This is a genomic window from uncultured Oscillibacter sp., from assembly GCF_910579365.1.
In the GTDB taxonomy this organism is placed as follows: domain Bacteria; phylum Bacillota; class Clostridia; order Oscillospirales; family Oscillospiraceae; genus Oscillibacter.
This window is the reverse complement of record NZ_CAJTUX010000005.1, coordinates 54,546-77,947: the sequence shown is the minus strand read 5'-3', so window position 1 is coordinate 77,947 and position 23,402 is coordinate 54,546. Positions and strand designations below refer to the sequence as shown.

The window sequence follows — 23,402 nt, the reverse complement described above, 5'->3', positions numbered from 1 at the left end:
CCAGGTCTTGTAGATGAACTCGTGGGTGTACATGGCCTTGAAGCCGTACTCCTCGCGGTAGTTGTTCACCATCTCCAGGAGCTTGCTGCCGCCGGGGATGTCCACGGCCTTGGCCATAATGGCGGCGGCGTCACTCTTCAGGAAGAGGTCCTTCAGGGCGGGGATGGAGCAGACATACTCCTTCATCTCCCAGAGGGCCTTGAGGGAATCCCAGTTGCGGTCCTTGGGAGAGACGTTGATCTTGCCGATTTCCACCGGGTCCACCTTGCCCATGACCTTCTCATAGACGTTGGTGAAGTTGGTGGACGCCTGGAACTGGGCCAGATTGATGATCCAGTGGATGCGGAAGGCCTCGGACTTCATGTCCAGAATGTCCTCCATGTGGATCATGATCTCCGGAAGGCTGCGGTGCTCGAAATCGAAGTCCAGCATGGCCTTGTGCATTTGGAGCAGCCGGGGGACATACTCCTTGTCCCAGCGGTCCATGAAGGTGTCGGCATAGATGGGCATGACCTTGGTGTAGTAGTCGAACATGGGCCCGATCTTGTCGGCGTCCATCTCGGGGGGCACCACGGCGGAGTAGACATAACCGCCGATCTTCTTGGCGATCCAGGCCTTGCCGATGGGCGCACCGAAGCGCTGATACATGTAGGTGCAGTCGGAGCCCCAGCGGCCGTCGCAGTCCCACCAGCCGCCGACGTCGAAGTACAGCGGAGAGATCGGGTTGGGGCAGTGGAGGTCGTCGTAGAACCACATGAGGCTCTTCTCGGCTTCATCCTTCCATTCGATGGGGAACCGTTCGTCGGTAAATTTGGTTGCCAGGATTTTGGAAGTGTCGCTCATCTTGCATTCTCCTTTTCAATTTGTGTCGGCGGATCGGATGGGGCTGATGGTGACCGGTATAATCGATTTTCAAAGCCGGCAGGAGGGCGGGCCAGAATCCGGAAAGCTCAAAACCGATGTGAACCGGAAATTTTCCGGTGGGAGCAAGGTGGTTTATCTTGCTTTTTGGGAAGAAGCCGCTATGATAAAGAAAGAAGGCGCCTGCACGGATTTGCTTCGTTTCTCGATAATCGATTATTGACAATTTAGATTGTAGCAGATTGCCCGAAAAAGTCAAGACAGGAAACGGAGTTTTCGGGCAAAATACTAGCCAAAAAGGAGAAGGAAATTTTATGCAATTAAGCAAGATGATTCCGGAAGTGGACACCCACACCCATACTGTCATCTCGGGCCACGCCTGGTCCACGCTGACGGAGAACTGCCTGGCCGCCAAGGCCAAGGGTATGAAGGGACTCTGCCTGACGGAACACGGCCCGGCCATCGAAGGAGGCGCGCCGGCCTATATCCCCCACAGCCAGAGGATGCTGCCGGAAACGGTGGAGGGCATTCGGGTCTACAAGGGCGTGGAGATCAACATCCTGGACCACGAGGGCCGGATTGACATTCCGGCGGAGTACCTTGGATTCTGCGAGTTCGCCATTGCCAGCATTCACAGCCATATGTTTCCGGAGCGGGCAAAACGGGAGAAAAATACAGAAGTTTACTGCAAAATGCTCCGCAATCCCTACATTGATATTTTGGGCCACGCCGACGACCCCAGCGTTCCCTGTGACTTCGAGGCCCTGGTCCGGACGGCGGGAGAGGAGGGAAAACTGCTGGAGCTGAACAACAACTCCACCACCGTCCACCGCCCGGGGAGCCTGCCTTCCCTGAAGCAGTACATCCTCTGTTGCAAGGTCCATGACCAGCGGGTCTGCGTGGCCAGCGACGCGCACTTTCACACCATGGTGGGCAGCGTCACGCCACTGATGACGCTGCTGGAGGAACTGGAGTTTCCGCCGGAGCTTATCGTCAATCTCACCAAAGAAGGCTTTGACAATTATCGGAAAGAGCGAAACCGTCGGTTTCCAGCAATCACGCATTGACAAACGGGTGCAGATGAAATACAATTATAATCAATAATCGATTATATAGGAGGGCGCCATGCCCAGCAAGGGAGATGGACAATGGATGGAAAGCGTTTAACGGAAAAGGCCACGCTGCGGAACAACATCCGGGAGTATATTCAGCAACAGATTGCCACCGGGCGCTTTCAAGCGGGAGACCGGGTGGTGGAAACCCAGCTGGCCAAGGAGCTCCATGTCTCCCAGGCCCCCGTGCGAGAGGCCATTCTGGAGCTGGCCGCCATGGGGCTGCTGGAAGAGCGGCCCTACTCCGGGTCGTTTGTGCGAAAATTGACCCTGGAGGACATTGAGGATATCTATAACACACGGGCTTTTATTGATGAGTACGCCGCCCGACAGGCCGCGAGACGGATTACAGCGGAGCAGCTGGCGGAAATGGAGGCGCTGCTGCGGGAAATGGACGCGGCGGAAAACGCCCGCGACTTCGTGGAAAAGGACATCGCCTTCCACGCCCTGGTGGTGGACGCCGCTGGAAGCCCGGCCCTCAAACGGATGTGGGAGAGCCTGCGGCTGGTGGAGTGGACGGGGCTGTCCGTGGCGGTCACCCGGAACACGCTGCCGGAGCTGGCAAAGCAGCACTGGCAGATTCTGCGTATGCTGGAAAAGCGCGCGGACCATACCGTGGGGGCGTATATGTTCCTGCATATCAAAAACTTCGGTGATGAGTTGAAACAGTATTTCCGGGAGACGGACGGGAATCTCCTGCCGCTCCCAAGGACTCTTTTGTAAGGAAAAGGAGAGGACGATATGGCAGAGCAGAAAACGCTTCGCCCCTGCGGAGAGTTTCAACAGGAGGGCCGGGAGTGGGACCGGCTGGTGGTCCTTCGAAAGGACACCACCGGCAGCGAGGCCGCCGTTGGCCACAGCCAGATTCGCAAGGACGCCGTGGAGAAAGTCACCGGGACCGCCCAATACGGCGCGGATGTGAATTTCCAGGGGCAGCTTTACGGGGCGCTGGCCCGGAGTCCCCATCCCCACGCCAGGATCAAAGCCGTCCATGTAGACAAGGCCCGGGCGGTTCCCGGCGTGCGGGCCGTCGTCACCGGCAGGGATTACCCGGAGCCTTATGGACAATTTATTGCCGACCAGCCTATACTTGCCCTGGACAAGGTCCGCTATCAGGGCGAGCCGGTGGCGGCGATAGCGGCGGAGACCGAGGAAATCGCCCGGAATGCCGCCGCTCTGGTAGAGGTGGAGTATGAGCTCCTTCCCGTGGTGAACACCATTGAGGAATCCATGAAGAACGAGACCCTCGTTCACGAGGACTGGAGCCGCTATGATTGCAGCAGCGTCTGCTTCCCTGCTCAAGGGACGAACATCGGCGACCAGTTTCACCTGAAAAAGGGGGATGTGGAAAAGGGGTTCGCCGAGGCGGACCTGGTGGTGGAATCCAGCTTCCGCTGCGGCCAGCTTCAGCATACGCTCATTGAAACCCATACCGCCACCGCCGTGGCCAACCCTTACACCCAGGAGATTCAGGTCTGGACCCCCAACCAGTCCCCCTTCGGCATCCGGGGGCTGATGGCGAAGATTTTCGGAGTTCCGGCGGAGAAGGTCCGGCTCACGATGACCCACATCGGCGGGGCCTTCGGAGGGAAGTACGAAGCGAAGTGCGAGCCTATTGCCATCGCCCTTTCCCTGAAGGCCGGGGGCAGGCCGGTGAAGCTGACCTATGACCGGCACGAGGAGTTTGAGGCCACCGTCTGCCGCTCCACCGTGCAGTACTACATCAAGACCGGCGTGAAAAAGGACGGCACCATCACCGCTCAGCAGGTCACCGGCTACTGGGACGCGGGAGCCTATGTGACCACCAATCCCCGCGTGGACTACAACGCCGGGTTTGCCGCCCACGGACCTTATAAAATTCCCAATGCCCAGGTGGACACCTATGTCTACATGACCAACCGGACCCTGGGCACGGCTTATCGCGGGTTCGGCGTTACCGAGGCGGCCACCCTGCACGAGCATCAGATGGACATTGTCGCCCGGAAGCTGGGGATGGAGCCCCTGGCCTTCCGGCTCCATAACTGTCTCCACGACGGGGATGAGGGCATCACCGGGGAGATCATCTCCACCTGCGCCGTAGAGGAGTGCCTCCGGGCGGCGGCGAAGAACGTGGATTGGGACAAGCTCCCGGACCGCTGGGTGGACGAGGAGGGCAATCTCTGCGGTAAGGGCATCGCCTGCTTCAACAAGCTGACGGGCACGCCCTCCACCACTTCCTGCATCGTGAAAATGAACGAGAACGGCTCTTTGTATATCTGGTCCGCCAGCCGGGAGATGGGCCAGGGCGTCACCACCACCATGCCCCAGTTCGCGGCGGAGGCGCTGCACATGGACCTGGAGAAAATCAGCGTGGCCCCGGTGGATACCGCCATGACGCCCTACGACAAGACCACCACCTCCTCCCGCTCAACCTTCCACTCCGGCAACGCGATCCTGGAGGCCTGCGCGGACATCAAGCGGCAGCTCTGCCGCCTGGCGGCTGTCAAGTGGGGCTGTGCGGCGGAGGACGTGACCTATACCGCAGAGGGATATATCCAAAGCGTGAAGGACCCCGCCCGGCGCATCCACATCAACGAGGTGGGAAAATCGGGCATCCTGCACGAGCAGGAGCCGGTGCTGGCCATTGGACGCTATGGCACGTCGGACATCTTTGACCCGCCGCCGGTGGAGGGCCGTCAGTCCAAGCGGCCCACGGTCATGTGGATGATCGGGGCCCAGGCGGCGGTGGTGAAGGTGAACCCCGTCACGGGCCGGGTGAAGGTCGCCAAAATGGGCGCGGCGCACGACGTCGGCAAGGCCATCAATCCCACCGGCTGCCTCCAGCAGATCGAGGGGGCGGTCGTCATGGGTCTGGGCCATGCGCTGATGGAGGAAATGATTTACGAGGACGGAATCCTGCGGAACGGAAACATGGTGGATTACAAGGTTCCCACGTTCATGGATTCCGACGTGGAGACCAGAATCACGCTGGTGGAGAACGGACACCCCGAAGGTCCCTTCGGCGTGAAGGGCATCGGCGAACCGGGACTGGTTCCGACGGCCGCCGCCATCGCCGGGGCTGTCTGCCACGCGTGCAATTCGGACTTTTCGTCCATCCCCATTAAGCCGGAACACATCCTCTTTCGGAAGGAGGCCGAGGACTGATGCTGCCAAGATTTGAATATTATGCGCCTGCGGACCTGCTGGAAGCCTGCGCTTTGAAAGCCGCCGGAGCGAAGCCTGTCGCCGGGGGCACGGATGTTTTCGTCAATATGCACGGCGGAAAGGAGCTGGCCGCCAAGATTGTGGACCTGAAGGGCCTGGAGGCGCTCCGGGGACAGCGGCTTACGGCGGAGGGCCTGGACCTGGGCGCTCTCACCAGCCACCGGCACGTGGAGGAATGGGAGGCCATCCGCGGACGGTACTACGCCCTTTATCAGGGCTGCTCCCAGGTGGGGTCTGTGCAGATCCGCTATCGGGGCACCCTGGGCGGCAACATTATGAACGGCGCTCCCTCGGCGGATTCCGTGGGGCCGCTGCTGGTCCATGGAGCGGTGGCCGTGGCTGCCGGTCCGAAGGGGCGGCGGCAGATTCCGCTGGATGCCTTTTACACCGGATTCAAAAAGTTTGACCTGCTGCCGGAGGAGCTGTTGGTACGGATTCTGGCGCCGCTGCCGCCGGAAAATGCCGGGAGCGCTTATTACAAATACACCCGGCGGAACGCCATGGACCTGGCCCTGATGGGCGTCAGCGCCTATGTGGAGGTCCGGGACGGCATTTTTGAAGAAGTTCGCATCGCGCTGACCACCGCGGGTCCCACGCCTATGCGGAGTCGCGCGGCCGAGGCGGTGCTGGAGGGACAGGCGGTTTCAGATGCCCGAATCGTTCAGGCGGCGGAGACCGTGGCGGCGGAGGGCAGGCCCCGGTCCAGCTGGCGGTCCAGCGCGGAGTTCCGGACACGGCTGCTCCATGATATTGCCATTCAGGTGCTTCATGAGGCGGTTCAGCGGGCGGGGCGGCCCCTGGCGCAGAAGGCCGAGGCCATTCCCCAGAGGCTCTATCCGGGACAGATTGGAAATGGAGGTACGGGCTATGAAAACGGTTGACGTCCGCGTGACGGTGAACGGCGAGACCTATGAAAAAACAGTGCCCTGCCACCAGACGCTGCTGCGTTTCCTGCGGGAAGACCTGTTTCTCACCAGTGTGAAAGAAGGGTGCAACGAGGGGGAGTGCGGAGCCTGTACCGTGCTGCTGGACGGGAGGCCTGTGAACTCCTGTCTCGTGTTGGCGGCGGAGCTGGACGGAAGGGACGTTTTGACGGCGGAGGGACTGGCGCAGGACGGGCGGCTGCATCCTTTGCAGGAGGCGTTTATCGAAGCGGGAGCGGTCCAGTGCGGCTACTGCACGCCGGGAATGCTCATCAGCGGCATCGCGCTGCTGAACCGCTATCCCCATCCCACGCGGGAGCAAATCCGGAAGGAGATGGAGGGCAACATCTGCCGGTGTACCGGATATACGCGCATCGCAGATGGCGTGCTCCTGGCTGTGGAAAAGATGGACGCGGCCCGGGCGAAGGCCAAGGCCGCCGGGCTGCCGGAACCGGAATTCCGGGGGATTGACAGCCGGTTTTCGGAAAAATGGAACCGCCAATACGAGGCGTAAGAAAAGAGGAGGCGGAGCGCCTCCTCTTTTTGCTGCGAAAGGGTTTGCAATTTTTGGGAAAGTGTGCGAGAATAGGAGGACAAGCGGCGGGCATATGGTCCGCGAAAGGTGTGGTGGAATGGGTGGCAGGAGCGGAAAGCGGCTTCCGGCGAAGGAGACGCTGCGGAGCAATATTAAAGATTATATCCATCAGCAGATTGCGGAGGGGATTTACCGGCCGGGGGACCGGATCGTGGAAACCCGGCTGGCAAAGGAGCTGAACGTGTCTCAGGCTCCGGTGCGGGAGGCTATGCTGGAGCTGTCCGCAGTCGGCCTGCTGGAGGAGCGGCCCTATTCCGGCACCTATGTGCGGAATTTTACAGCTGTGGAGATTGCGGATATTTTTGACACGCGGGCCTTTATCGAGGAATATGCCGCCAAGCGGGCGGCGAAGTATGTCACGGAGGAGCAGCTGGCGGAAATGGAGGCGGTTCTGGACGGCATGGACCACAGCCAGGACCTGCAAACCTTTGTCCATTTGGATAAGGAGTTCCACGGACTCGTGCTGGACGCCGCCGGGAGTCCGGCGCTGAAGCGGGCCTGGACGATTCTCCGTATGGCGGAGTGGACCTATCTGTGCGCGGCGACTACGGCGTTTTCTCTGGATGAGCTGATCGCCCAGCACCGGAACATCTTCCGCTATCTGAAAGCCCATGAGGAGTCCAGCGCAGGAGCGTATATGTTCCTGCACATCAAAGGCTTCGGCGATGAGCTTGGCAAGTACTTTGCGGCGCAGCAGGCGGGGACGAAAAAAGAACCCGTTTCATAAAAGAAGAAGGGCGCGTCCTAACCGGACGCGCCCTTTCCGCTTTCATTTCCGTGCCTTCGGGGCGTTGACACAGGTCCCGTGGCAGATGTGGGCCGCTTCCATGACCACCTCGCTGACCGTCGGGTGAGGGTGGACGGTGCTGCCGATTTCGGCAATCGTGCCCTCACACTCCATGACGGCGGCGACTTCGGCGGCCAGGTCCGTGGCCCGGGGGCCGATGACGTGGAAACCCAGGATTTCGTCGGTGGTTTTGTCAAAGACGAACTTCACCAGGCCCTTGTTCTCGCCCATGGTCAGGGCCTTGCCGTTGCCGGAGAGGTTGAAGACGCCGACGCCCACGTCTTTGCCTGTGGCACGGGCCTGTTCCTCCGTGAGGCCCACCATGGCCGTCTCCGGGTTACAGTAGACGCAGGAGGGGATGCGGTTCAGATTCAGCTGTTTGCAGGGCTTTCCGGCAATGTGGTCCGCCACCAGGAGGCCCTGGGCCGAGGCCACGTGGGCCAACTGCATCTTGCCGTTGATGTCGCCGATGGCGTAGACACCGGGGACGTTGGTGCGGCAGAGACCGTCGATCTCCACGAAGCCCTTCCGGTCCATCCTCACGCCGATGGCGTCCAGGCCGAGGCCCTTGGTGTTGGGGATGCGGCCGCCGGCCATGAGGACCACATCGCCCTGGGCGGTGCCCTTGGTACCGTCCTTGACGGAGGCGTAGTTGACCTTCAGACCCGGCTCGATGGACTCCACCCGGACGCCCAGGACCAGCTCCACGCCGCACTTTTTCAGTTCGGCCTCCACAAAGTCCGTGATGTCCTTGTCCAAAGGTCCCAGCACCCGGTCCAGCATCTCCACAATCGTGACCTTTACGCCCAGGCGGTAATAGAACGTGGCAAACTCAATGCCGATGACGCCGCCGCCCACGATGACGATGTGCTTCGGGCAGGTGGTCATGTTCAAAAGGCCGGTGGAGTCCACCACGCCGGGGAGCTCTGCGCCGGGAATGGGAATCCGGGCGGGACTGGAGCCGGTGGCGGCGATCAGGTGCTTGCACTCCAAGGTCTCGCCGTTGTCCAGGGAAACCGAGGTGCGGGAGGCGAGGGTGGCATGGGCCTTGATGACCGTCACGCCGTGGCTCTTCTCCAGGAAGCCGATGCCGTTGCTGAGCTGCTTGGAGACGGCGTTTTTCCGCTCGATGATCTTGGCGTAATCAAAGGTCACGTCCCCGGCAGTCACGCCGAAGGCGGCGCCGTTTTTCGCCTCGTAGTACACGTCGGCGGAGTGGAGCAGGGTCTTGGTGGGGATGCAGCCCCGGTTCAGGCAGGTGCCGCCCAGCTCCGCCTCTTCTACCAGGGCTGTGTTCAGGCCGTTCTGGGCCAGGCGGATGGCGCACTCATAGCCGCCGGGGCCGCCGCCTACGACGACCGCGTCAAATTTCTGCATTTGCTGCACCTCCTCAAATCAGCAAAACCGGGTTTTGCAGGTAGTTTTTAACCTTTTGCAGGAACTTCGCCGCCTCGGCTCCGTCGATGATGCGGTGGTCGTAGCTCAGGCAGAGGGCGCACATGGATTTGATGGCGATGGCGTCCTCGCCCTCTTCGTTGGTGACCACCACCGGGGTTTTGGAGATTTTGCCCACAGCCAGGATGGCGGACTCCGGCGGGTTGATGATGGCGACGAAGTCATCCAGGTCGAACATGCCGAGAGAGGACACGGTGAAGGTGCCGCCATGGTAGTCCGCGTCGGTAAGCTTGCCGTCCCGGGCCTTTTCGATGAGTTCGGCGGACTTCGCCGCGATGCCGGCAAGGCCGATGATGTCCGCGTCCTTGATAACCGGAACGATCAGTCCGCCGGGAACGGAGACGGCCATGCCCACATTTACATAGTCGTGGTAGAGGATGCTGCTGCCGTCCACGCTGGCGTTGACAATGGGCATCTCCGCCAGGACCTTGGCGCAGGCCCGGACGATGATGTCATTATAAGAGACCTTGATGCCCAGGTCCTTGTACTGCTTCCGCAGGGCGATGGCGGCGGTCATGTCCACCTTGATGCGGTGGTTGGTCTGGGCGTTGGTTTCCTTGCTGGCCAACATATTCCGGGATATGGCCTTGCGCATGCCGCTCATAGGCTCGGTATGAGTGCCCCGGCTCTGTTGAGCGGGGGAAGCCGGTGCGGAAGGAGCTTTCGCGGCGGGCGCCCCGCCGGGCAGGTCGTCGGTGGTGATTTTGCCGTTGGGGCCGGTGCCGGTGAGACCGCTGAGGTCCAGGCCCTGGGCCTTGGCAAGATTCGCCGCCAACGGCGTCACGGCGGGTTTTCCGGCGGCGCAGGCGGTCACGTCCCGCTCAATGACCAGACCGTTGGGGCCGGTGCCGGGGACGGCGGCCACGTCAAGGCCGTTTTCCTCCGCCCGGAGACGGGCGCGGGGCGTGGAGAAGACACGCTCGCCGGGAGCTCTCTCCGCCGCCGGAGCGGCGGCGGGGGGTTCCGCAGCCGGGACGGGAGCCGTTTCCGCCGGAGCAGCGGCAGGAGCTGCATCCCCGCTCAGGAGAGCGGAGATGTCCTCGCCGGGCTCGCCGAGAATGGCGATGGTCTGGGTGATGGGCACCACGTCGCCCTCGGGATGAACGATTTTGAGCAGGGTGCCGCTGGCCTCGGCGTCCATGGTGATGGTCAGCTTATCTGTTTCCATCTCAAAAAGAGGTTCTCCGGCGGTAACGCTCTCGCCCTCTTTTTTCAGCCAGCTGGTGATGGTGCCCTCTTCCATCATGAGGCCTTGTTTGGGCATGATGACGACAGTTGCCATGTCAGTGCCTCCTTCCTTAACGGTACAAGGACGCTTTGCAGGCGTCGATGATTTCTTTCACGCTGGGGATGACAGCAGCCTCCAGACCCGGATTGAAGGGCAGGGGGCAGGGCTTTGCGCCCAGGTGTACCGGGGCGGCGTCCAGATACGGGAAGACCATCTGTCCCACCTGAGACACCACCTGGGCGCCCCAGCCGTTGTTCTGGTGGGCCTCGTGGACCACCACCAGGCGGCCCGTCTTCTTCACGCTGTCCGCCACGGTGTCATAGTCGAAGGGGACCAGCGTCCGGGGGTCGATGACCTCGGCGGAAATGCCCTCTTTGGCCAGCTCGTCCGCCGCCTCCAGGGCGCGGGAGACATAGAGGAGGTTTGCCACAATCGTCACATCCGTACCCTCCCGCTTGACGTCGGCTTTGCCGAAGGGAATCATGAACTCCGGGTCGTCAGGAACCTCGGCCTTGGTGATGTACAGCGCCTTATGTTCGAAGAAGCAGACCGGGTTGTCGTCCCGGATGGCGGTGCGGAGCAGTCCCGCCGCCTCGGCGGGAGTGGAGGGGCAGGCCACCTTCAGGCCGGGAATGTGCATGAAAATGCTTTCCAGAGACTGGGAGTGGGTGGCGGCGTTGCCCCGGCCCGTGCCCTGCTGGCTGCGAAGAACCATGGGAATCTTGGCGTTGCCGCCGAAGACGTACCGGGTCTTGGCCATCTGGTTGAAAATCTGGTCTGCCGCCACGAAGGCAAAGTCCCAGTACATCAGCTCCGCCACAGGCCGCATGCCCGCGCAGGCCGCGCCCAGAGCCGCGCCCACAATGGCGGACTCGGAAATTGGCGTGTTGCGGATGCGGTCCGTGCCGAACTCCTTATAGAGGTCCCGGGTGGTGCCGAAAACGCCGCCCAGCTTTTCCACGTCCTCCCCCATGACGAAAACCTTATCGTCACGGCGCATTTCCTCAGCGATAACCTGGCGGATCGCCTGTGCATATGTCAGTTTAGCCATTGGTTTCTCCCCCCTTAACCTTCATAGAACACGTCGGCCAGAACCTGCTCCGGGTCCGGCTCCGGGCTGTTCATGGCGAACTCCACGGCGGCCGCCATCTTCTTGGCGGCGGCGTCCGCAATCTCTTCCAGCTCCTTCTTGGCGGCTAGCTTGTGTTTGGTCAGATAGTTGCCGAAAAGCTGGATGGGGTCTTTCTTCTCCTTCCACTCCTCAACCTCTTCCCGGGTGCGGTACACCTCCGGGTCGCCGGTCCAGTGGCCCCGCCAGCGGTAGGTTTTGCACTCAATGATGCTGGGGCCCTCGCCCTTCAGCGCCCGTTCCTTCGCCCGGGCAAAGGCCTCGTAGACGGCTATAACATCGTTGCCGTCCACGGTCTCGCCGGGGATACCGTAGGCCGCGCCCCGGACGGAAATGTCCTCCACAGAGGTGGACTGCCAGACGGGGACCGTCATGCCGAACTGGTTGTTCTCCACCACGTAGATGCAGGGGAGCTTCCACACGGCGGCCATGTTGATGGACTCGTGGAACGTACCCTGGTTGGACGCGCCGTCGCCGAAGAAGGCCACCGCCACATTGGGCTTTCCCTGCATTTTCAGGGCCAGGGCGCCGCCGGTGGCAATGGGGATGCCGCCGCCCACGATGGCGTTGGCGCCCAGGTTGCCCTTGGAGAAGTCCGCGATGTGCATGGAGCCGCTGCGGCCCTTGCAGTAGCCCGTGGCCTTGCCCATCAGCTCCGCCAGGGCCTTGTCCAGCTCTGCGCCCTTGGCGATGCAGTGGCCGTGGCCCCGGTGGGTGGAGGCGATCAGGTCCTCGTCCGTCAGCTGGGCGCAGACGGCTGCCGCCACAGCCTCCTCGCCGGTGTAAAGATGGACAGAGCCCCGGAGCTTGTTCTCCGTGAACAGCGTCCACGCCGTTTCCTCGAAGTCCCGGATCTCGTGCATCTTGTTGTAGATCCAAAGGCCGGTTTGTTTATCGATCATAGATAGGACACCTCCGCTTTCTCAAATCACAGGTCCTTGCAGGACAAGGAGCCTGCCGGTACTGCTTTTATCTTAACACTCAAATAATCGATTATCAAGTATTTATAATTTTCCGTTTTAGACGAAGTTTCCAAAGCGCCTTTGTAGACTTTGTGAAAAGAACTGGAATGGTTGACTTTGAGGCGGGAAGTCCGTATAATGAAAAATAATTGATAATAAATGGAGCTGGATGACGATGGAACGAGCAGGGATCACCCCGGTGCTGAATCACCGGAAAGTATTTCGGGAGGAAATCCGCAACGCCATTCGAGACGCGATCTTTGCCGGAGAGCTGCGGCCGGGGGATCGAATCATTGAAACCTTTTGGGCAAAAGAGCTGGGGGTCTCCCAGGGCCCGGTCCGGGAGGCCATCCGGGACCTGGAGGCCCTGGGACTGGTGGAGACGGTGCCGTTTAAGGGCTCCCGGGTCCGGACGCTGACGGAAAAGGACGTGCGGGACAATTACAGCGTCCGCATCTGCCTGGAAGCCAAAAGTATTCGGGACGCGATCACGCAGCTGCCGGATGAGGAGCTGCGGAAACTGGCAGAGCAGCTCCAGGCGATTTTGGATGAGATGGAGGGCTGCGCCGGACAGGGGAACCTGCGGCGTTTCACTGAGTGCGACGCCGCGTTCCATCGGGCAATTATCGACGCCACCGGGAACCAGGTGCTCCTGCGGCTGTGGGAGCAGTGCAATATGCGGAACTGGTTCAACGTCTCCGCATTGACGGAATCCCTCAGTCTTCAGCAGCTCCAGCGGGGGCACCAGCAGCTCCTAGAGCAAATTTGCAGCCGGGACGCGGAAGCGGCCGCCGCCACCGTTGAGAACCATTTGACCGGGCTGATGGATGGATTTATCCGGGGCGTTCGGACCTGAAGAGGGATGGCCATGAAACACGGGGATTGGATTTTGCGGCGGCGGTTTCCCGCCGCGCCCGGGAACCGCCGCCGGCGTTTCGCTGCAAGCGCCTCCGCTTTGTGGGGCTGTTTGGATCCCCTGAGCATGGCCTGCGGCGCTCTTTTTCACAACGGGAGCGGCCAGGGATTTTACTCCCTGGCCGCTCCTGTTTGATCAGCAATCGTATTCCATTTTCAAGCTGGGAATGGCCGCCTGCAAATCCAGCATCGTGATATCTCGCACCGCCCGATTCGCCCTGGTAAGGAAGGCCGCCGCCTTTGATGGGCATGCGGAATGAAGCCAATCTCCTTCTCCGCTCAAGCCTGGGAACAGCGGACCAGCTCCTGGTACAGTTCCCCCGGAAGGACCGCCGCCAAAGCCGCCATGCCCTGGCGGTATTGGTTTTCATAGCCGCCGAAGGTATCCGTCCGCTGGAGGCGGAAGCCCTCCCGGACATACAAAAGCAGGGCTTTCCAGCTCCAGGGCTGGGTGTGGATGTAGACGGGGAATTCCCCTGACCCCCGAAAAATGGACAGGGCGCTTTGAAACAAAGCCTTCCCCAGCCCCCGGCCCTGTTCCCCGGGGGAGACCGCCAGCCAGTGGAGAGAGGCGATTTCCCCTCCATCTCTGCCGGGGTCCCGCCAGGCGGTGCAGGTTCCCGCCGTCCGGCCTCCGCTGTCCACCGCGAACACGCAGCGCCGGGCCAACTCCTGGGGGTGGTCGCCATAGGTGCGGAGAAAATACGCCTGGGCCTCCTCCGGGGAGGGGAAGTCCCCGATCTCATACTCAAGAGCCGCCCAGGCCGCCTCGTCCCCCGGCTGAAAGCGCCGGAGACGGAACCCCTCCGGCGGGAGAGACGCCGCCCCCTGCCAGGCGTCACAGCGCAGAATGAGATTGTAAAATGGAATGCTCCTGTCCGGCATGGTCAGACGCTTCCTTCCCGGCCTGCCCGCAGCTCCAGGGCCAGGGCGGGGCGGCGGGTGGTGATGTTCGCCGCGCCCGCCTTTAAAAACCACTTCAGCTCCCAGGTCTCGTTGACGGTCCAGACGGAAAGGCCGATGCCGGCTCCGGCCAGCGTCTCAAGAAAGCGGCGGGTGACCAGCCCCTGATAGACATTGACGGTGCGGATGCCCGCCTTGACGCAGACGTCCCGGATGATGTCCGCCGCCTCCAGCTCGAAGTTTGGCTTCTCCCGGTAATTTAAATAGAGGTCCGGAACATACTCCTCCAGATTCAGATAGACCTCCGCTCCGGGGACGGGGCGGAAGGCGTCTACCGTCCCGGAGAGAATCAGGCGGCCGGAGCGCAGAAGCCCTGCCTCCTCCGCCAGAAGGCAGACCGGCTCCTCCAGCCCCGGCTCCTTGAGGTCGCAGTTGATCTTGATCCGGGGCTGTCCGGCTACGATGCGGAAGACCTCCGCCAGGAGCGGGGCGTTTTCCCCGGCCTCGTCGTGACCGATGGCCAGGCGGCCGCCGGCCTGCCGGCGTACGTCCACCTCCAGGGCGTCCGCGCCGCAGGACAGCGCGTAAGACACGAATTCCAGGCTGTTGTCAGGCCGTCCGTCCGCCCCGGTGTGGGCGGTGATGTGTGTTTGCATGGATGTTCTTCCTTTCTCGCAGGCGCGGGAAGACGGCGGAGAGGGTCGCCTCTCCGCCGTCGCGCTTTGCTTACTTTTCCCACTCGTTTTCCTTGAGGTTGGTGTAGATATATACACCCGCAGAAACCGAGCAGATCAGGAACATGATGACCGACAAAGCCGCGGAGCGGTTGTAGGCCAGATATTTGTTGAACTGATCGAACAGGGCGATGCCCAGCATCTTCGGCGCGCTGCCGCCCATCAAATAGGGGGTGGTGAAGGAACCCACGTTGGACATGAACACGAAGGTGCCCGCGACCACCACGTCCTTGATGGAAAGAGGCAGGATCATGGAGGTGAAGACCTTGAACTTGGTGGCCCCCACATCCCGGGCGCCCTCGATAATGGAGTCCGGGATGGCGCCCAGGCCCGCGGTGATCATCAGCGCCGCAAACGGGATGTTGAACCACAGGTTCATCATAATCATGCCGTTGGCGTGGTACATCAATCCCAGCTTGAGGTCGTTCCCGAACAGCAGGCCGATCCGGTTGATCAGGCCGGAGTCACGGATGATGGTAATCATGGCGTACACGGCGCACATAGCGGGGACAAACCGCGGGACCAGGTACAGCGTGCCGATGGTCCTGGCGATCTTGGACTTGACAAAGCGCAGATACAGCGCCAGCAGATAGGCCACCACAATGGCGATGGCCACCGTCATCAAGCACACATACAGGGTGTACAGGATGTTTCTCAGCTGGGCCGGCTCGGTGAAAAAGTAGGTGTAGTTATCCAGCGTAAACTCGCCGGTTTTCGAGTCCTGGAAGCTCTGAATCACCGCCAGGACAATCGGGTAAGCCACGGTCAGCATGACGACGAGGAACGCCGGCATCACCAGGCCGTAAGCCACCAGATTTCGCTTTAGGTTTTTACTCATAGGTAATCCCCTTCGTTCCCATGAATTTCCGGCTGAACTCAGCCGATGGTGGCGATCTCGCTGTCCCAGCGCTCGTTGAAGGAGGTGGACAGGCCGCCGATGGACTGGAGGCGGAAGTTGGACACATCCAGGCCCTGGAGATCCTCATAGCCGGTCATGTCCATGCTGGAGGCGTCGATCAGGGGGATGGCGGCCATCTGGCGGACCATCAGCTCCTGCGCGGCGGGAGAGAGCATGTAGTTCATGAAGGCGTAAGCGCCGTCCTCATTGGAGCCGAAGGTGGGAATGACCAGAGACTGGAGGGAACCGGTGAGGGCGGGGTCGATCTGGGTGATCTTGATGGTGTCCTTGATCTCGCCGGAGGCACGCTGGGAGAGAACCATGTCCGCCCAGTTGGGGCACATGTCGATCTCGCCCTGGTTCAGCAGGTCCAGAGTGCCCTGGTTCTTGTTGGGGTAGACGATGGAGCCGCCGGAGGAATACATGTAAGGATGGATTTCCTTCAGGAAGTCAAAGCCGGCGTCCCACTCGCTGACCCACTTCTCGTCGTCGGAGGTGAAGGCCTCCTCGGGCAGGAAGTTGTACACCGCGCTGCGGGCGAAGGAGTCGCCGGCGCCGCCGGTGCCGGGAGTGTTGTAGGCAAAGCGGCCGGGATTGGCCTTCATCCACGCCACCAGCTCATCCATGGTGGCGGGCGGAGTGGCGACCTTGGCGGAGTCATAGGCCAGGATGACCGTGGTGCCGCGGTAGGGCTGGCAGTAATCCGTGGCGATGGAGCTCTTGGCCGCTACGGTGGCGGCGTTGGGAATCTTGGAGCTGTCCAGCTTCACGAACTGCTCCTGGCCGATGAGGGAGACCACCTTGGAAAGGTCGTCGCCGCTGAGGTCCACGATGTCATAGTCTGTGTTGGTCTGACCGGCCTTGGAGGCGGCGGTCAGCATGTCGGCCAGGGTCTGGGCGCCGGTGCCGGAGAGCATGAACTGGAGGGTGACCTCGTACTGCCCGGCATACTCGGAGTTGGTGTTGAAGTCGTTGACAAGAGCCTCGAAAATCTCGCGGACGTTGTCGGAGCCGGTGGCCCAGAGGCTGACAGTTTTCTTTCCGCCAGCGGAGCCGGAGTCCCCGGAGCCGCCGGAGGAGCCGGAGTTGCCACCGCATCCGGTGAGGCAGGCCGCCAGCATCACGGCGGAGAGGAGCATGGCAAACAGTCTTCTTTTCATTACAGTAATCTCCTTTCAAATGTGTGCCTGTAGTATGGGGTGAGAAGGGGATTTCCCCCTCTTGGTTAGAGGGCGCGCTTTTAGACGGGCTGTCAAAACACGGTGTGCTTGCCCACGGTGAGGCTGACCTGATCGCCTTCCTTCAGCCGCTCGCTGAGGTCGCGGTTGATGTAGCATTTGATGATGTCGTCTCCTTGCTGGGCGGTCATCACCACATAATGGCCCAGCAGCATGATGGTGCGGACCGTGGCGTCGAACTGGCCGCCGGCGCCCTCGGTGACCGTCAGGTCCTCAGGACGGACGGCGATGGTCTTGCCGTCTTTTTTCAGGAAGTTCATCTCGCCGATGAAGGAGGCCACGTGCAGCGTGGCGGGCTTGTCGTAAATCTCCGCCGGGGTGCCGGTCTGCTCGAACTTGCCCTTGTTCATGACCACGATGCGGTGGGAGAGGGACATGGCCTCCTCCTGGTCGTGGGTGACGAAGATAACGGTGATGCCCAGGTCCTGCTGAATCTTCTTCAGCTCCTCCCGCATCTGCTGGCGGATCTTGGCATCCAGGGCGGAGAAGGGTTCGTCCAGAAGCAGCAGGGAGGGTTTGAGGAGCAGGGAACGGGCAATGGCGATCCGCTGCTGCTGGCCGCCGGAGAGCTGGCCGGGGTACTTTTTCTCGCAGCCGGGCATGGACACCAGGTCCAGGTACTTCTTCACGTCCGCGTCGATCTCGGCCTTGGGGACCTTACGCAGCTTCAGACCGAAGGCCAGGTTCTCGTAGATGGTCATGTGGGGCCAGAGGTTGTAGCTTTGGAATACCATGGCTGTGGGCCGCTTCTCCGGAGGCAGGTTGACGATGGACTGCCCGTCCACAGTGATATCGCCGGAGGTCACGTCCAAAAAGCCGCCGATGGTCCGCAGAATGGTGGTCTTGCCGCAGCCGGACGGGCCCAGGAAGGTGACGATCTCGCCCTCGTAAATATCAAGGTTAATATGCTCAACGCCGTCTCCGTTGTCATACTTTTTGGTCATATCCTTGATTTGCAGTTTGATTTTGCGCTCGCTCATGAGTGTTTTCTCCTCCAAACTACATTATTTCATCTTGAAGCCGCCGGAAATGGCTTCGGGTCCGATATACTTCCGCATGAGGAAGATCATCAAAGCGGACGGGATAATCAGCAGGATGGCGAACACCGCGCCGATCTGCACCGCCGAGGAATCCAGCACGATGCCGTACATGGCCACCGGCATAGTCTGCACCTTGGCGAGGCCCACCAGCAGCGTGCCCTGCGCCTCCTCCATGGAGCCCAGGAAGGTGTACAGCGTGGCCACGGCGATGCCGGGCATGGCCATGGGCAGAGTGATTTTAAAGAACGTGCGGATGGGGCCCGCGCCCACGTCCCGGGCGGCCTCCTCCTGCTGGCGGTGGACTGAGCGGAAGGCGCTGGCGGGCAGCCAGACCATGAACATCATGGAGTTGATCATGTGGATGATGACCACGCCCGCGTAGGTGCCCATCAGGCCGTAGCGGTAGAACAGCACGGCGATGGAGGTGTAGATGCCCAGCTTGGGGAAGGCGTTGGTCAGCAGGAAGGACAGCATGAAGACCTTTCTGCCCCGGTATTTGAACCGTGCGATGGAGTAGGCGGCGGGAATGCACAGCACCATGGACACCGCCGTGGTGACGATGGCCACAATGAAGGACTGCACGATGGAGGAAACCAGGCTGTTCTGGGAGAACACGTATTTCCACCACTTGAAGCCCCACTCCTGGGGGAAGACCGCCGGAGCGGTGTACTCGTTGGCGAACGCCAGCATCAGCATGTTGAGCATGGGCCCGTAAAAGAACAGAATGAAGGCCGCCAACAGCAGGAATTCCAGGAATTTTTTTCTGCCTACCGCGTAGTAAAAGCGCCGGGGATTCAGCATTTTGAACATGTACGGAGTCACCTCTTCTTCCTTGTTCGTCAGAGTGTTTCGCTGGTCCGTCCCCCTCGGGGGACGGAGAAAGGGGCGCGTCCCTTTCTGATTCCCATTTGCTCCAGATCATCCTCCAATCTCTGTAAATTTGCCCGCGCGTGTGCCTTCCCTCTGCAAAAGAATGACGGGGATAAAAAGCAAGAGCCAACAGCTACACAACGTATTTCCCTCCACACCCAAAACACCCATGTAGAAGGAACGTTTGTGTACTGTAGACTCTCATTCTCTTAAGCACACAGTATTGATTTATTTAACATTACCACAGATTTTCCTTTCCGGCAAGTCAAAAATTGGACTCACACGCAATTCCGCCATATTTCACAGGCGAAAGCTGAAAAAATTGTGCATTTTACATCTTGCTTTTTTGCGGTGTTTTCCTGCGGCGAAGGGGCCCTGCCGTCTGCGGCGCGGAGACACCGGCGCTGGTTCCTCCCGCACAGTGCGGACAAGCCGCTGCGGAGCGGCGTCCGCAGGAGCGGCGCAGGCGGCGGAAAACAAGACTTGGAGACTGGACATATTGCATAAAATCATAGGTATAAATTTGGCATATTCGTAAAAAATGGAGCTTGCGTTTTTGGCGGCTTGCGCTAAAATAAGGGTACTTCATCGGTGAGTTTGATAAGGAGTGCGTTAGATCATGTTGATTCGTATGTTTCACAAACCCAGTGCTCGCTCTGAGGAGCGTTGGTTTCAGATGATGCGTCAGGCGATGCTGTACCGGCAGATTCCCTGAGCGCCGGTCAAGCGCCCAAAATACGCGGAAAGGCCGGGTGGATATCTTCGATATCCACCCGGCCTGTGTTTTGTCTGAAACGCGGCAAAAGCCGGGGAACGGGCGAAGAGCGCTTCGCCCGCAGGCGCGGGTGGGTGCGCCGCCGCCGTTTGCGGCAATTTTTGCCCGGAGAGAATCCGGGAGGAGTTCCTTTCGTGTTCGGTGAAAAAACTGGTGCATGGAGCTTCAGGGCAACAGCATTTGAAATTTAGCAAAAAAGAGAGATAAACAGGAATTCAGAATGCCTGTATGCCTGGCTGGGATGCAAGCGTAAAGAAGGTTCTGTAATCGCCGTGGACGGCAAGACCATTCGCGGCAGTAAAAGGAATACCCAGAAAGCGTATCATGTAGTCAGTGCGTTTGCGGCGGTAAACCAGCTGGTACCGGGTGAGATCGTGACGGATGAAACGTCCAACGAGATCACGGCAGCGCCGGAACGTTTGGATTCTTTGAATATAGAGAACAGCATCATAACGGCGGACGCAATGAGCTGCCGGAAAGAAATTGTCAGGAAAATCAGGGAGAGTCAGGCGGATTATGTGATTGGCCAGAAGGGAAATCATCCGGCCCTGCTGGAGGATATTTCGCTCTATTCAACCTGAATGTTCTGCGTAAAACTGCTCTGGCTCTCTGCAAAAATACTGACTTGGGCCGCAGGCTCAGTATCCAGAAAAAGCGTTTTGCCGCTGCCTTGAACCCGCAGCGTCTTCCTGATATCCTTTTCCGCTAATTTCAAATGCGGTTGCCCGGGGAGCACATCATGGCGAAAAGAGCCGCAAGCCGCCGCAAAGGGGACTGAGTTGGAACACATTATTACCGCAGCGCTGTTCACGGGTATGCGCATATCGGAGCTGCTGGGCCTCACTTGGGACAGCGTGGACATGGAGCGGGGCACCATCACGATTGACAAGCAGCTCCGGGCTGGTCCTGAGTGGGACAATCCCCACAGGCTGGTGTTCACCAACGCCAAAGGCCGGAACCTGTTCACGCAGTATGTGAATAACCATTTCCGGGCATTGGTGGAGACCGCTGGCCTGGAGGGGGTGCGCTTCCACGATGGGCCTGTTAAAATAGGACTAAATCAGAAACACCCCGCAGCAAGGGGCGCGCTGGTTTAGTCCTGTTTTTATCACCCCATTCACACATTCCGTCCAAAATGGGAATCAAAGATTTTCCACATTCGGTTAAACTATACTCTACTTTTGGAGGGATTTGAGGATATTCTTTTCTATGAACTAATTGGTCTGCTTCTAATTCTTTCAGAGTGGAACGTAAAGTCTTATATGAAATTCCACTGATGTATTTTTTCATTTCGTTAAAGCGAACAATTCCGAACTCTGCTAAAGTATATAAAACAGTCATTTTATATTTGCCATTGACTAGTGACAATGTATAGCTGAAACCTGTTGTTTCAAGACATTCATTTGCAATGCAGCGTCCACTTATTTTACACTCTCCTTTAGGTGAGTATATAACTTATCTGTAAGTATCGCACTTATATGTGCGTACTTGATTTTGATTTAATTCTTGCTATGATTATAATGTCAAGTACAGATAAAGTCAATTTCACAGCATAAGGAGTACAGATTTTTATGAGTAAAACAATGGTTGTAATAACGGGCAGCCCACGGAAAAACGGGAATAGCTTTGCCATGGCGGACGCTTTCATCAAGGCAGCCGAAGAAAAGGGGCATACAATCACACGGTTTGACGCTGCATTAAAAAAAGTGGGCGGCTGCCGGGCTTGTGAAACTTGCTTTTCTACTGAAAAAGCCTGTACATTTGATGATGATTTCAACACAGTTGCACCGGCAATTCTTGAAGCGGACGTTATCGTGTTTACTATGCCTGTCTACTGGTATTCTATCCCGGCACAGATTAAAGGTGTCATTGACCGTATCTTTTCAATGGTTGTCGGCGGCAAGGATATTGCAGGAAAGGAATGCGCGCTGATTACCTGTTGTGAAGAAGATGATATGTCTGTTATGGACGGCGTTCGTATTCCCATTGAACGTATGGCGGCACTGAATAAATGGAAAATGATAGGCGAGGTTTTAATTCCCGGCGTATTAAATGTTGGCGATATTGACAAAACCGAGGGCTGCAAAAAAGCGACCGATTTAGCCAATGCAATTTAAGGGGATAATTATGAGCAAAAAAATTATAATTCTCAATGGAAGCCTGAGAAAAGCCGGAAACACAACGGCATTAACGGCGGAATTTTAAGAAAGGGGCAGAAGAAGCCGGAAATACTGTGACAGTATTTTTTATAGGGATACGGCTGGATGGAGGCATTGGTTTCAGATTGGAAGTGATGATGAACTCAACAAGCAAATTTTTGATGCCTGTGCCCGGATCATTACCGGTATTGATACGCCGCTCGGTACTATACTTGGAGCCGCGGCTATTCGGACGAAAAGTCTGCGAAAACAGCTTTTGAAAACGCCTTTGCCGGAGAATCCCATTATGCACACATCATCTACTTCCAAACGGTTAAAACCGCTGTACAGGGAGATGGGGAAAAGCTTTCTATTCGCGAACAGCTTGCGGTGGCAAAGGCGGTACTGGCGGAGCAAGCGGAGCGGCCCGCTGTCCAGCGGCATCAGAAAGACAAGAAGGCGAGATCATGCCATTTGTGCCGGTTCCCAAGGACCTTACGAAAGTCAAAACGAAGGTTGCCTTTAACCTGCCTCGCCGCCAGCTTGTGTGTTTCGGCGCGGGCGGTCTGGGTGGCATCCCCGCTTATCTTCTCACACGGGGCAGTATTGGTAACGACACAGCGGCTTTGCTGATGATCGGACTGATGCTGTCCTTCTTTCTTTTCGGTATCTACGAAAAGGACGGCCGGCGCCTTTAACAGCATCCGGGAGGAATATGAGGTATATGACCGGATACGGAAATTCGAGGGGCTTTGACACGGAGGGGCGGCGGGAGCGTATCTTTTACGCTTCCGCCGCCCATTTTTTATTTGAAAACCTGTTTGCAAAATGCGCTTCCTATGCTATGATAGAAATAACTATTTAAATTTGATATTTTTGGATATAATTTCTCATAAGATTTTTCTCTCAATCATACATCAAAAAGGAGCATGAACCATGGATGAGCAAAATGTAAAGCGCACGCGCCGCACCCCGCAGCAGATGGCCGAGGATATTGACGGCAAGATTCAAAAGCTGAGTCAGGACTTGGACGCCCTCGCCGCCAAAAGAGCCGCCGCCAACGAGGATTTTGACAAGAAGGAGGCGGCTGTTAAAAGGCGTATTGCGGCTTTGGAGCAGAAGAAAAAGGACATTTTTGCGCCAAAACCGCCGCGCAAACCCCGTAAGACCAAAAAACAGAAAATCCAGGATTTAATCAAGAGTGCCAGCAAAGCCGGTCTCAAGCCGGAGGAAATCGCCCGGCGGTTAGGTTTGGATCAGCCGGAGGATTGAGTATTCCGGCAATCGCGGGAGGGAATGCCGGATACCTTTGACCCGGATGTGGGGGACCTGCGCTTGTACGCCCCCTGGGGCAGCCTCTGCATCTTTTATCGGGACTTCCGCAATTCCACTTCTCTGATCCTCTTGGGCCGCATTGACAGCGGAATGGATGTGGTCGGCGGTATGACAGAGAATTTCACGGTGAAAATGGAGGCAGTCAAATGAACCGGACGGAATTGTCAGAAAAGAATAACCAGAACTGGTATCGGGGTCAGGCATTCCCCGGCGACTGCGACCCGGAGGTTCGGAAGATCGCCCAAGGCTTTTAGCGCGGAGATGTTACGGAACACGGGACGTTGACAGACGCGCAGAAAG

General features: G+C 58.8%; 25 protein-coding genes and 1 pseudogene. 14 read left to right on the top strand and 12 right to left on the bottom strand.

What is annotated here, in order from left to right:
* A partial coding sequence (locus tag QZ329_RS03030; protein WP_295748173.1) for a hypothetical protein occupies positions 1-843 on the bottom strand: 843 nt, incomplete at its 3' end.
* Here QZ329_RS03030 and QZ329_RS03025 point away from each other — a divergent pair.
* From QZ329_RS03025 to QZ329_RS02995, 7 genes are all read left to right on the top strand, one after another.
* A complete protein-coding gene (locus QZ329_RS03025) occupies positions 833-1,084 on the top strand; it encodes a hypothetical protein (protein WP_295748171.1) in 252 nt (83 codons plus the stop codon). The genes QZ329_RS03030 and QZ329_RS03025 overlap by 11 nt on opposite strands.
* A gap of 91 nt (positions 1,085-1,175) precedes the next feature.
* On the top strand, positions 1,176-1,928 hold the full coding sequence (locus QZ329_RS03020; RefSeq protein ID WP_295748169.1) for a PHP domain-containing protein: 753 nt from the start codon (positions 1,176-1,178) through the stop codon (positions 1,926-1,928).
* Between the two features lie 81 nt (positions 1,929-2,009).
* The gene (locus QZ329_RS03015) at positions 2,010-2,696 is read left to right on the top strand and encodes a GntR family transcriptional regulator (protein ID WP_295748167.1); all 687 of its coding nucleotides are present in this window, start codon (positions 2,010-2,012) and stop codon (positions 2,694-2,696) included.
* A gap of 18 nt (positions 2,697-2,714) precedes the next feature.
* On the top strand, positions 2,715-5,117 hold the full coding sequence (locus tag QZ329_RS03010; protein WP_295748165.1) for a xanthine dehydrogenase family protein molybdopterin-binding subunit: 2,403 nt from the start codon (positions 2,715-2,717) through the stop codon (positions 5,115-5,117).
* Positions 5,117-6,058 (top strand): FAD binding domain-containing protein, encoded by a 942-nt coding sequence (locus QZ329_RS03005; RefSeq protein ID WP_295748163.1) that lies wholly within the window; start codon positions 5,117-5,119, stop codon positions 6,056-6,058. The genes QZ329_RS03010 and QZ329_RS03005 overlap by 1 nt, the downstream gene beginning before the upstream one ends.
* Entirely contained in the window at positions 6,045-6,614 is a 570-nt protein-coding gene (locus tag QZ329_RS03000) for a (2Fe-2S)-binding protein (RefSeq protein WP_365351319.1), read from the top strand. The genes QZ329_RS03005 and QZ329_RS03000 overlap by 14 nt, the downstream gene beginning before the upstream one ends.
* A gap of 118 nt (positions 6,615-6,732) precedes the next feature.
* Positions 6,733-7,422 carry a GntR family transcriptional regulator gene (locus QZ329_RS02995; protein WP_295748161.1) on the top strand — a complete coding sequence of 230 codons (690 nt, stop codon included), beginning with the start codon at positions 6,733-6,735 and terminating at the stop codon, positions 7,420-7,422.
* A gap of 42 nt (positions 7,423-7,464) precedes the next feature.
* Here the strand turns inward: QZ329_RS02995 and lpdA are convergent, their stop codons facing one another.
* Genes lpdA through QZ329_RS02975 form a run of 4 tightly spaced genes read right to left on the bottom strand, consistent with a single transcriptional unit; the run spans position 7,465 to position 12,196 of the window.
* Positions 7,465-8,859 (bottom strand): dihydrolipoyl dehydrogenase, encoded by a 1,395-nt coding sequence (gene lpdA, locus QZ329_RS02990; RefSeq protein WP_295748159.1) that lies wholly within the window; start codon positions 8,857-8,859, stop codon positions 7,465-7,467.
* A gap of 13 nt (positions 8,860-8,872) precedes the next feature.
* Positions 8,873-10,219: a dihydrolipoamide acetyltransferase family protein gene (locus tag QZ329_RS02985; RefSeq protein ID WP_295748158.1), complete on the bottom strand. Its 1,347-nt coding sequence runs from the start codon at positions 10,217-10,219 to the stop codon at positions 8,873-8,875.
* 16 nt (positions 10,220-10,235) lie between these two features.
* A complete protein-coding gene (locus QZ329_RS02980) occupies positions 10,236-11,216 on the bottom strand; it encodes an alpha-ketoacid dehydrogenase subunit beta (RefSeq protein WP_295748156.1) in 981 nt (326 codons plus the stop codon).
* Positions 11,217-11,230: 14 nt separating this feature from the next.
* Positions 11,231-12,196 carry a thiamine pyrophosphate-dependent dehydrogenase E1 component subunit alpha gene (locus QZ329_RS02975; protein ID WP_295748154.1) on the bottom strand — a complete coding sequence of 322 codons (966 nt, stop codon included), beginning with the start codon at positions 12,194-12,196 and terminating at the stop codon, positions 11,231-11,233.
* 235 nt (positions 12,197-12,431) lie between these two features.
* Here QZ329_RS02975 and QZ329_RS02970 point away from each other — a divergent pair, with 235 nt between their 5' ends.
* Positions 12,432-13,112 (top strand): GntR family transcriptional regulator, encoded by a 681-nt coding sequence (locus QZ329_RS02970; RefSeq protein ID WP_295748152.1) that lies wholly within the window; start codon positions 12,432-12,434, stop codon positions 13,110-13,112.
* A 338-nt stretch (positions 13,113-13,450) separates the two neighbouring features.
* Here the strand turns inward: QZ329_RS02970 and QZ329_RS02965 are convergent, their stop codons facing one another.
* The 6 genes from QZ329_RS02965 to QZ329_RS02940 form a co-directional block, all read right to left on the bottom strand.
* Positions 13,451-14,056 (bottom strand): GNAT family N-acetyltransferase, encoded by a 606-nt coding sequence (locus QZ329_RS02965; protein WP_295748150.1) that lies wholly within the window; start codon positions 14,054-14,056, stop codon positions 13,451-13,453.
* Between the two features lie 2 nt (positions 14,057-14,058).
* Complete coding sequence (locus tag QZ329_RS02960) at positions 14,059-14,730, bottom strand: glycerophosphodiester phosphodiesterase (protein WP_295748149.1); 672 nt, start codon at positions 14,728-14,730, stop codon at positions 14,059-14,061.
* Positions 14,731-14,800: 70 nt separating this feature from the next.
* Positions 14,801-15,646, bottom strand: coding sequence for an ABC transporter permease (locus QZ329_RS02955; RefSeq protein WP_295748147.1), 846 nt, complete (start codon positions 15,644-15,646; stop codon positions 14,801-14,803).
* A gap of 38 nt (positions 15,647-15,684) precedes the next feature.
* Positions 15,685-16,866: an extracellular solute-binding protein gene (locus QZ329_RS02950; RefSeq protein ID WP_295748146.1), complete on the bottom strand. Its 1,182-nt coding sequence runs from the start codon at positions 16,864-16,866 to the stop codon at positions 15,685-15,687.
* 92 nt (positions 16,867-16,958) lie between these two features.
* Positions 16,959-17,924 carry an ABC transporter ATP-binding protein gene (locus tag QZ329_RS02945; protein WP_295748144.1) on the bottom strand — a complete coding sequence of 322 codons (966 nt, stop codon included), beginning with the start codon at positions 17,922-17,924 and terminating at the stop codon, positions 16,959-16,961.
* A gap of 24 nt (positions 17,925-17,948) precedes the next feature.
* Positions 17,949-18,794 carry an ABC transporter permease subunit gene (locus QZ329_RS02940; protein WP_295748142.1) on the bottom strand — a complete coding sequence of 282 codons (846 nt, stop codon included), beginning with the start codon at positions 18,792-18,794 and terminating at the stop codon, positions 17,949-17,951.
* Positions 18,795-19,832: 1,038 nt separating this feature from the next.
* On the opposite strand from QZ329_RS02940, the gene QZ329_RS02935 reads away from it, so the two are divergent.
* Together QZ329_RS02935 and QZ329_RS02930 are read left to right on the top strand one after the other, a co-directional pair.
* Positions 19,833-20,210, top strand: a complete 378-nt coding sequence (locus QZ329_RS02935) for an ISAs1 family transposase (protein ID WP_365351324.1) — start codon at positions 19,833-19,835, stop codon at positions 20,208-20,210.
* A gap of 198 nt (positions 20,211-20,408) precedes the next feature.
* On the top strand, positions 20,409-20,726 hold the full coding sequence (locus QZ329_RS02930; RefSeq protein WP_295748140.1) for a tyrosine-type recombinase/integrase: 318 nt from the start codon (positions 20,409-20,411) through the stop codon (positions 20,724-20,726).
* Here the strand turns inward: QZ329_RS02930 and QZ329_RS02925 are convergent.
* Positions 20,674-21,054, bottom strand: a complete 381-nt coding sequence (locus QZ329_RS02925; protein WP_295748180.1) for a helix-turn-helix domain-containing protein — start codon at positions 21,052-21,054, stop codon at positions 20,674-20,676. The two genes, QZ329_RS02930 and QZ329_RS02925, sit on opposite strands and share 53 nt — an antisense overlap.
* Before the next feature lie 146 nt (positions 21,055-21,200).
* Here QZ329_RS02925 and QZ329_RS02920 point away from each other — a divergent pair, with 146 nt between their 5' ends.
* The 4 genes and pseudogenes from QZ329_RS02920 (at position 21,201) to QZ329_RS02905 (ending at position 23,252) form a co-directional block, all read left to right on the top strand.
* Complete coding sequence (locus tag QZ329_RS02920; protein ID WP_295748138.1) at positions 21,201-21,746, top strand: flavodoxin family protein; 546 nt, start codon at positions 21,201-21,203, stop codon at positions 21,744-21,746.
* Positions 21,747-22,234: 488 nt separating this feature from the next.
* Positions 22,235-22,456, top strand: a pseudogene (locus tag QZ329_RS02915) (PrgI family protein); the annotation flags it as partial.
* Positions 22,457-22,703: 247 nt separating this feature from the next.
* Complete coding sequence (locus tag QZ329_RS02910; RefSeq protein WP_295748136.1) at positions 22,704-23,039, top strand: hypothetical protein; 336 nt, start codon at positions 22,704-22,706, stop codon at positions 23,037-23,039.
* A gap of 24 nt (positions 23,040-23,063) precedes the next feature.
* Positions 23,064-23,252 (top strand): cyclophilin-like fold protein, encoded by a 189-nt coding sequence (locus tag QZ329_RS02905; protein WP_295748134.1) that lies wholly within the window; start codon positions 23,064-23,066, stop codon positions 23,250-23,252.
* Positions 23,253-23,402 lie beyond the last annotated feature (150 nt).

Excerpts from the sequence above, each read along its gene's own strand:
- QZ329_RS03020 (WP_295748169.1), top strand. The coding sequence starts at position 1,176 with ATGCAATTAAGCAAGATGATTCCGGAAGTGGACACCCACACCCATACT.
- QZ329_RS03015 (WP_295748167.1), top strand. The coding sequence starts at position 2,010 with ATGGATGGAAAGCGTTTAACGGAAAAGGCCACGCTGCGGAACAACATC.
- QZ329_RS03010 (WP_295748165.1), top strand. The coding sequence starts at position 2,715 with ATGGCAGAGCAGAAAACGCTTCGCCCCTGCGGAGAGTTTCAACAGGAG.
- QZ329_RS03005 (WP_295748163.1), top strand. The coding sequence starts at position 5,117 with ATGCTGCCAAGATTTGAATATTATGCGCCTGCGGACCTGCTGGAAGCC.
- QZ329_RS03000 (WP_365351319.1), top strand. The coding sequence starts at position 6,045 with ATGAAAACGGTTGACGTCCGCGTGACGGTGAACGGCGAGACCTATGAA.
- QZ329_RS02995 (WP_295748161.1), top strand. The coding sequence starts at position 6,733 with ATGGGTGGCAGGAGCGGAAAGCGGCTTCCGGCGAAGGAGACGCTGCGG.
- lpdA (WP_295748159.1), bottom strand. The coding sequence starts at position 8,859 with ATGCAGAAATTTGACGCGGTCGTCGTAGGCGGCGGCCCCGGCGGCTAT.
- QZ329_RS02985 (WP_295748158.1), bottom strand. The coding sequence starts at position 10,219 with ATGGCAACTGTCGTCATCATGCCCAAACAAGGCCTCATGATGGAAGAG.
- QZ329_RS02980 (WP_295748156.1), bottom strand. The coding sequence starts at position 11,216 with ATGGCTAAACTGACATATGCACAGGCGATCCGCCAGGTTATCGCTGAG.
- QZ329_RS02975 (WP_295748154.1), bottom strand. The coding sequence starts at position 12,196 with ATGATCGATAAACAAACCGGCCTTTGGATCTACAACAAGATGCACGAG.
- QZ329_RS02970 (WP_295748152.1), top strand. The coding sequence starts at position 12,432 with ATGGAACGAGCAGGGATCACCCCGGTGCTGAATCACCGGAAAGTATTT.
- QZ329_RS02965 (WP_295748150.1), bottom strand. The coding sequence starts at position 14,056 with ATGCCGGACAGGAGCATTCCATTTTACAATCTCATTCTGCGCTGTGAC.
- QZ329_RS02960 (WP_295748149.1), bottom strand. The coding sequence starts at position 14,730 with ATGCAAACACACATCACCGCCCACACCGGGGCGGACGGACGGCCTGAC.
- QZ329_RS02955 (WP_295748147.1), bottom strand. The coding sequence starts at position 15,646 with ATGAGTAAAAACCTAAAGCGAAATCTGGTGGCTTACGGCCTGGTGATG.
- QZ329_RS02950 (WP_295748146.1), bottom strand. The coding sequence starts at position 16,866 with ATGAAAAGAAGACTGTTTGCCATGCTCCTCTCCGCCGTGATGCTGGCG.
- QZ329_RS02945 (WP_295748144.1), bottom strand. The coding sequence starts at position 17,924 with ATGAGCGAGCGCAAAATCAAACTGCAAATCAAGGATATGACCAAAAAG.
- QZ329_RS02940 (WP_295748142.1), bottom strand. The coding sequence starts at position 18,794 with ATGTTCAAAATGCTGAATCCCCGGCGCTTTTACTACGCGGTAGGCAGA.
- QZ329_RS02920 (WP_295748138.1), top strand. The coding sequence starts at position 21,201 with ATGAGTAAAACAATGGTTGTAATAACGGGCAGCCCACGGAAAAACGGG.
- QZ329_RS02910 (WP_295748136.1), top strand. The coding sequence starts at position 22,704 with ATGGATGAGCAAAATGTAAAGCGCACGCGCCGCACCCCGCAGCAGATG.
- QZ329_RS02905 (WP_295748134.1), top strand. The coding sequence starts at position 23,064 with ATGCCGGATACCTTTGACCCGGATGTGGGGGACCTGCGCTTGTACGCC.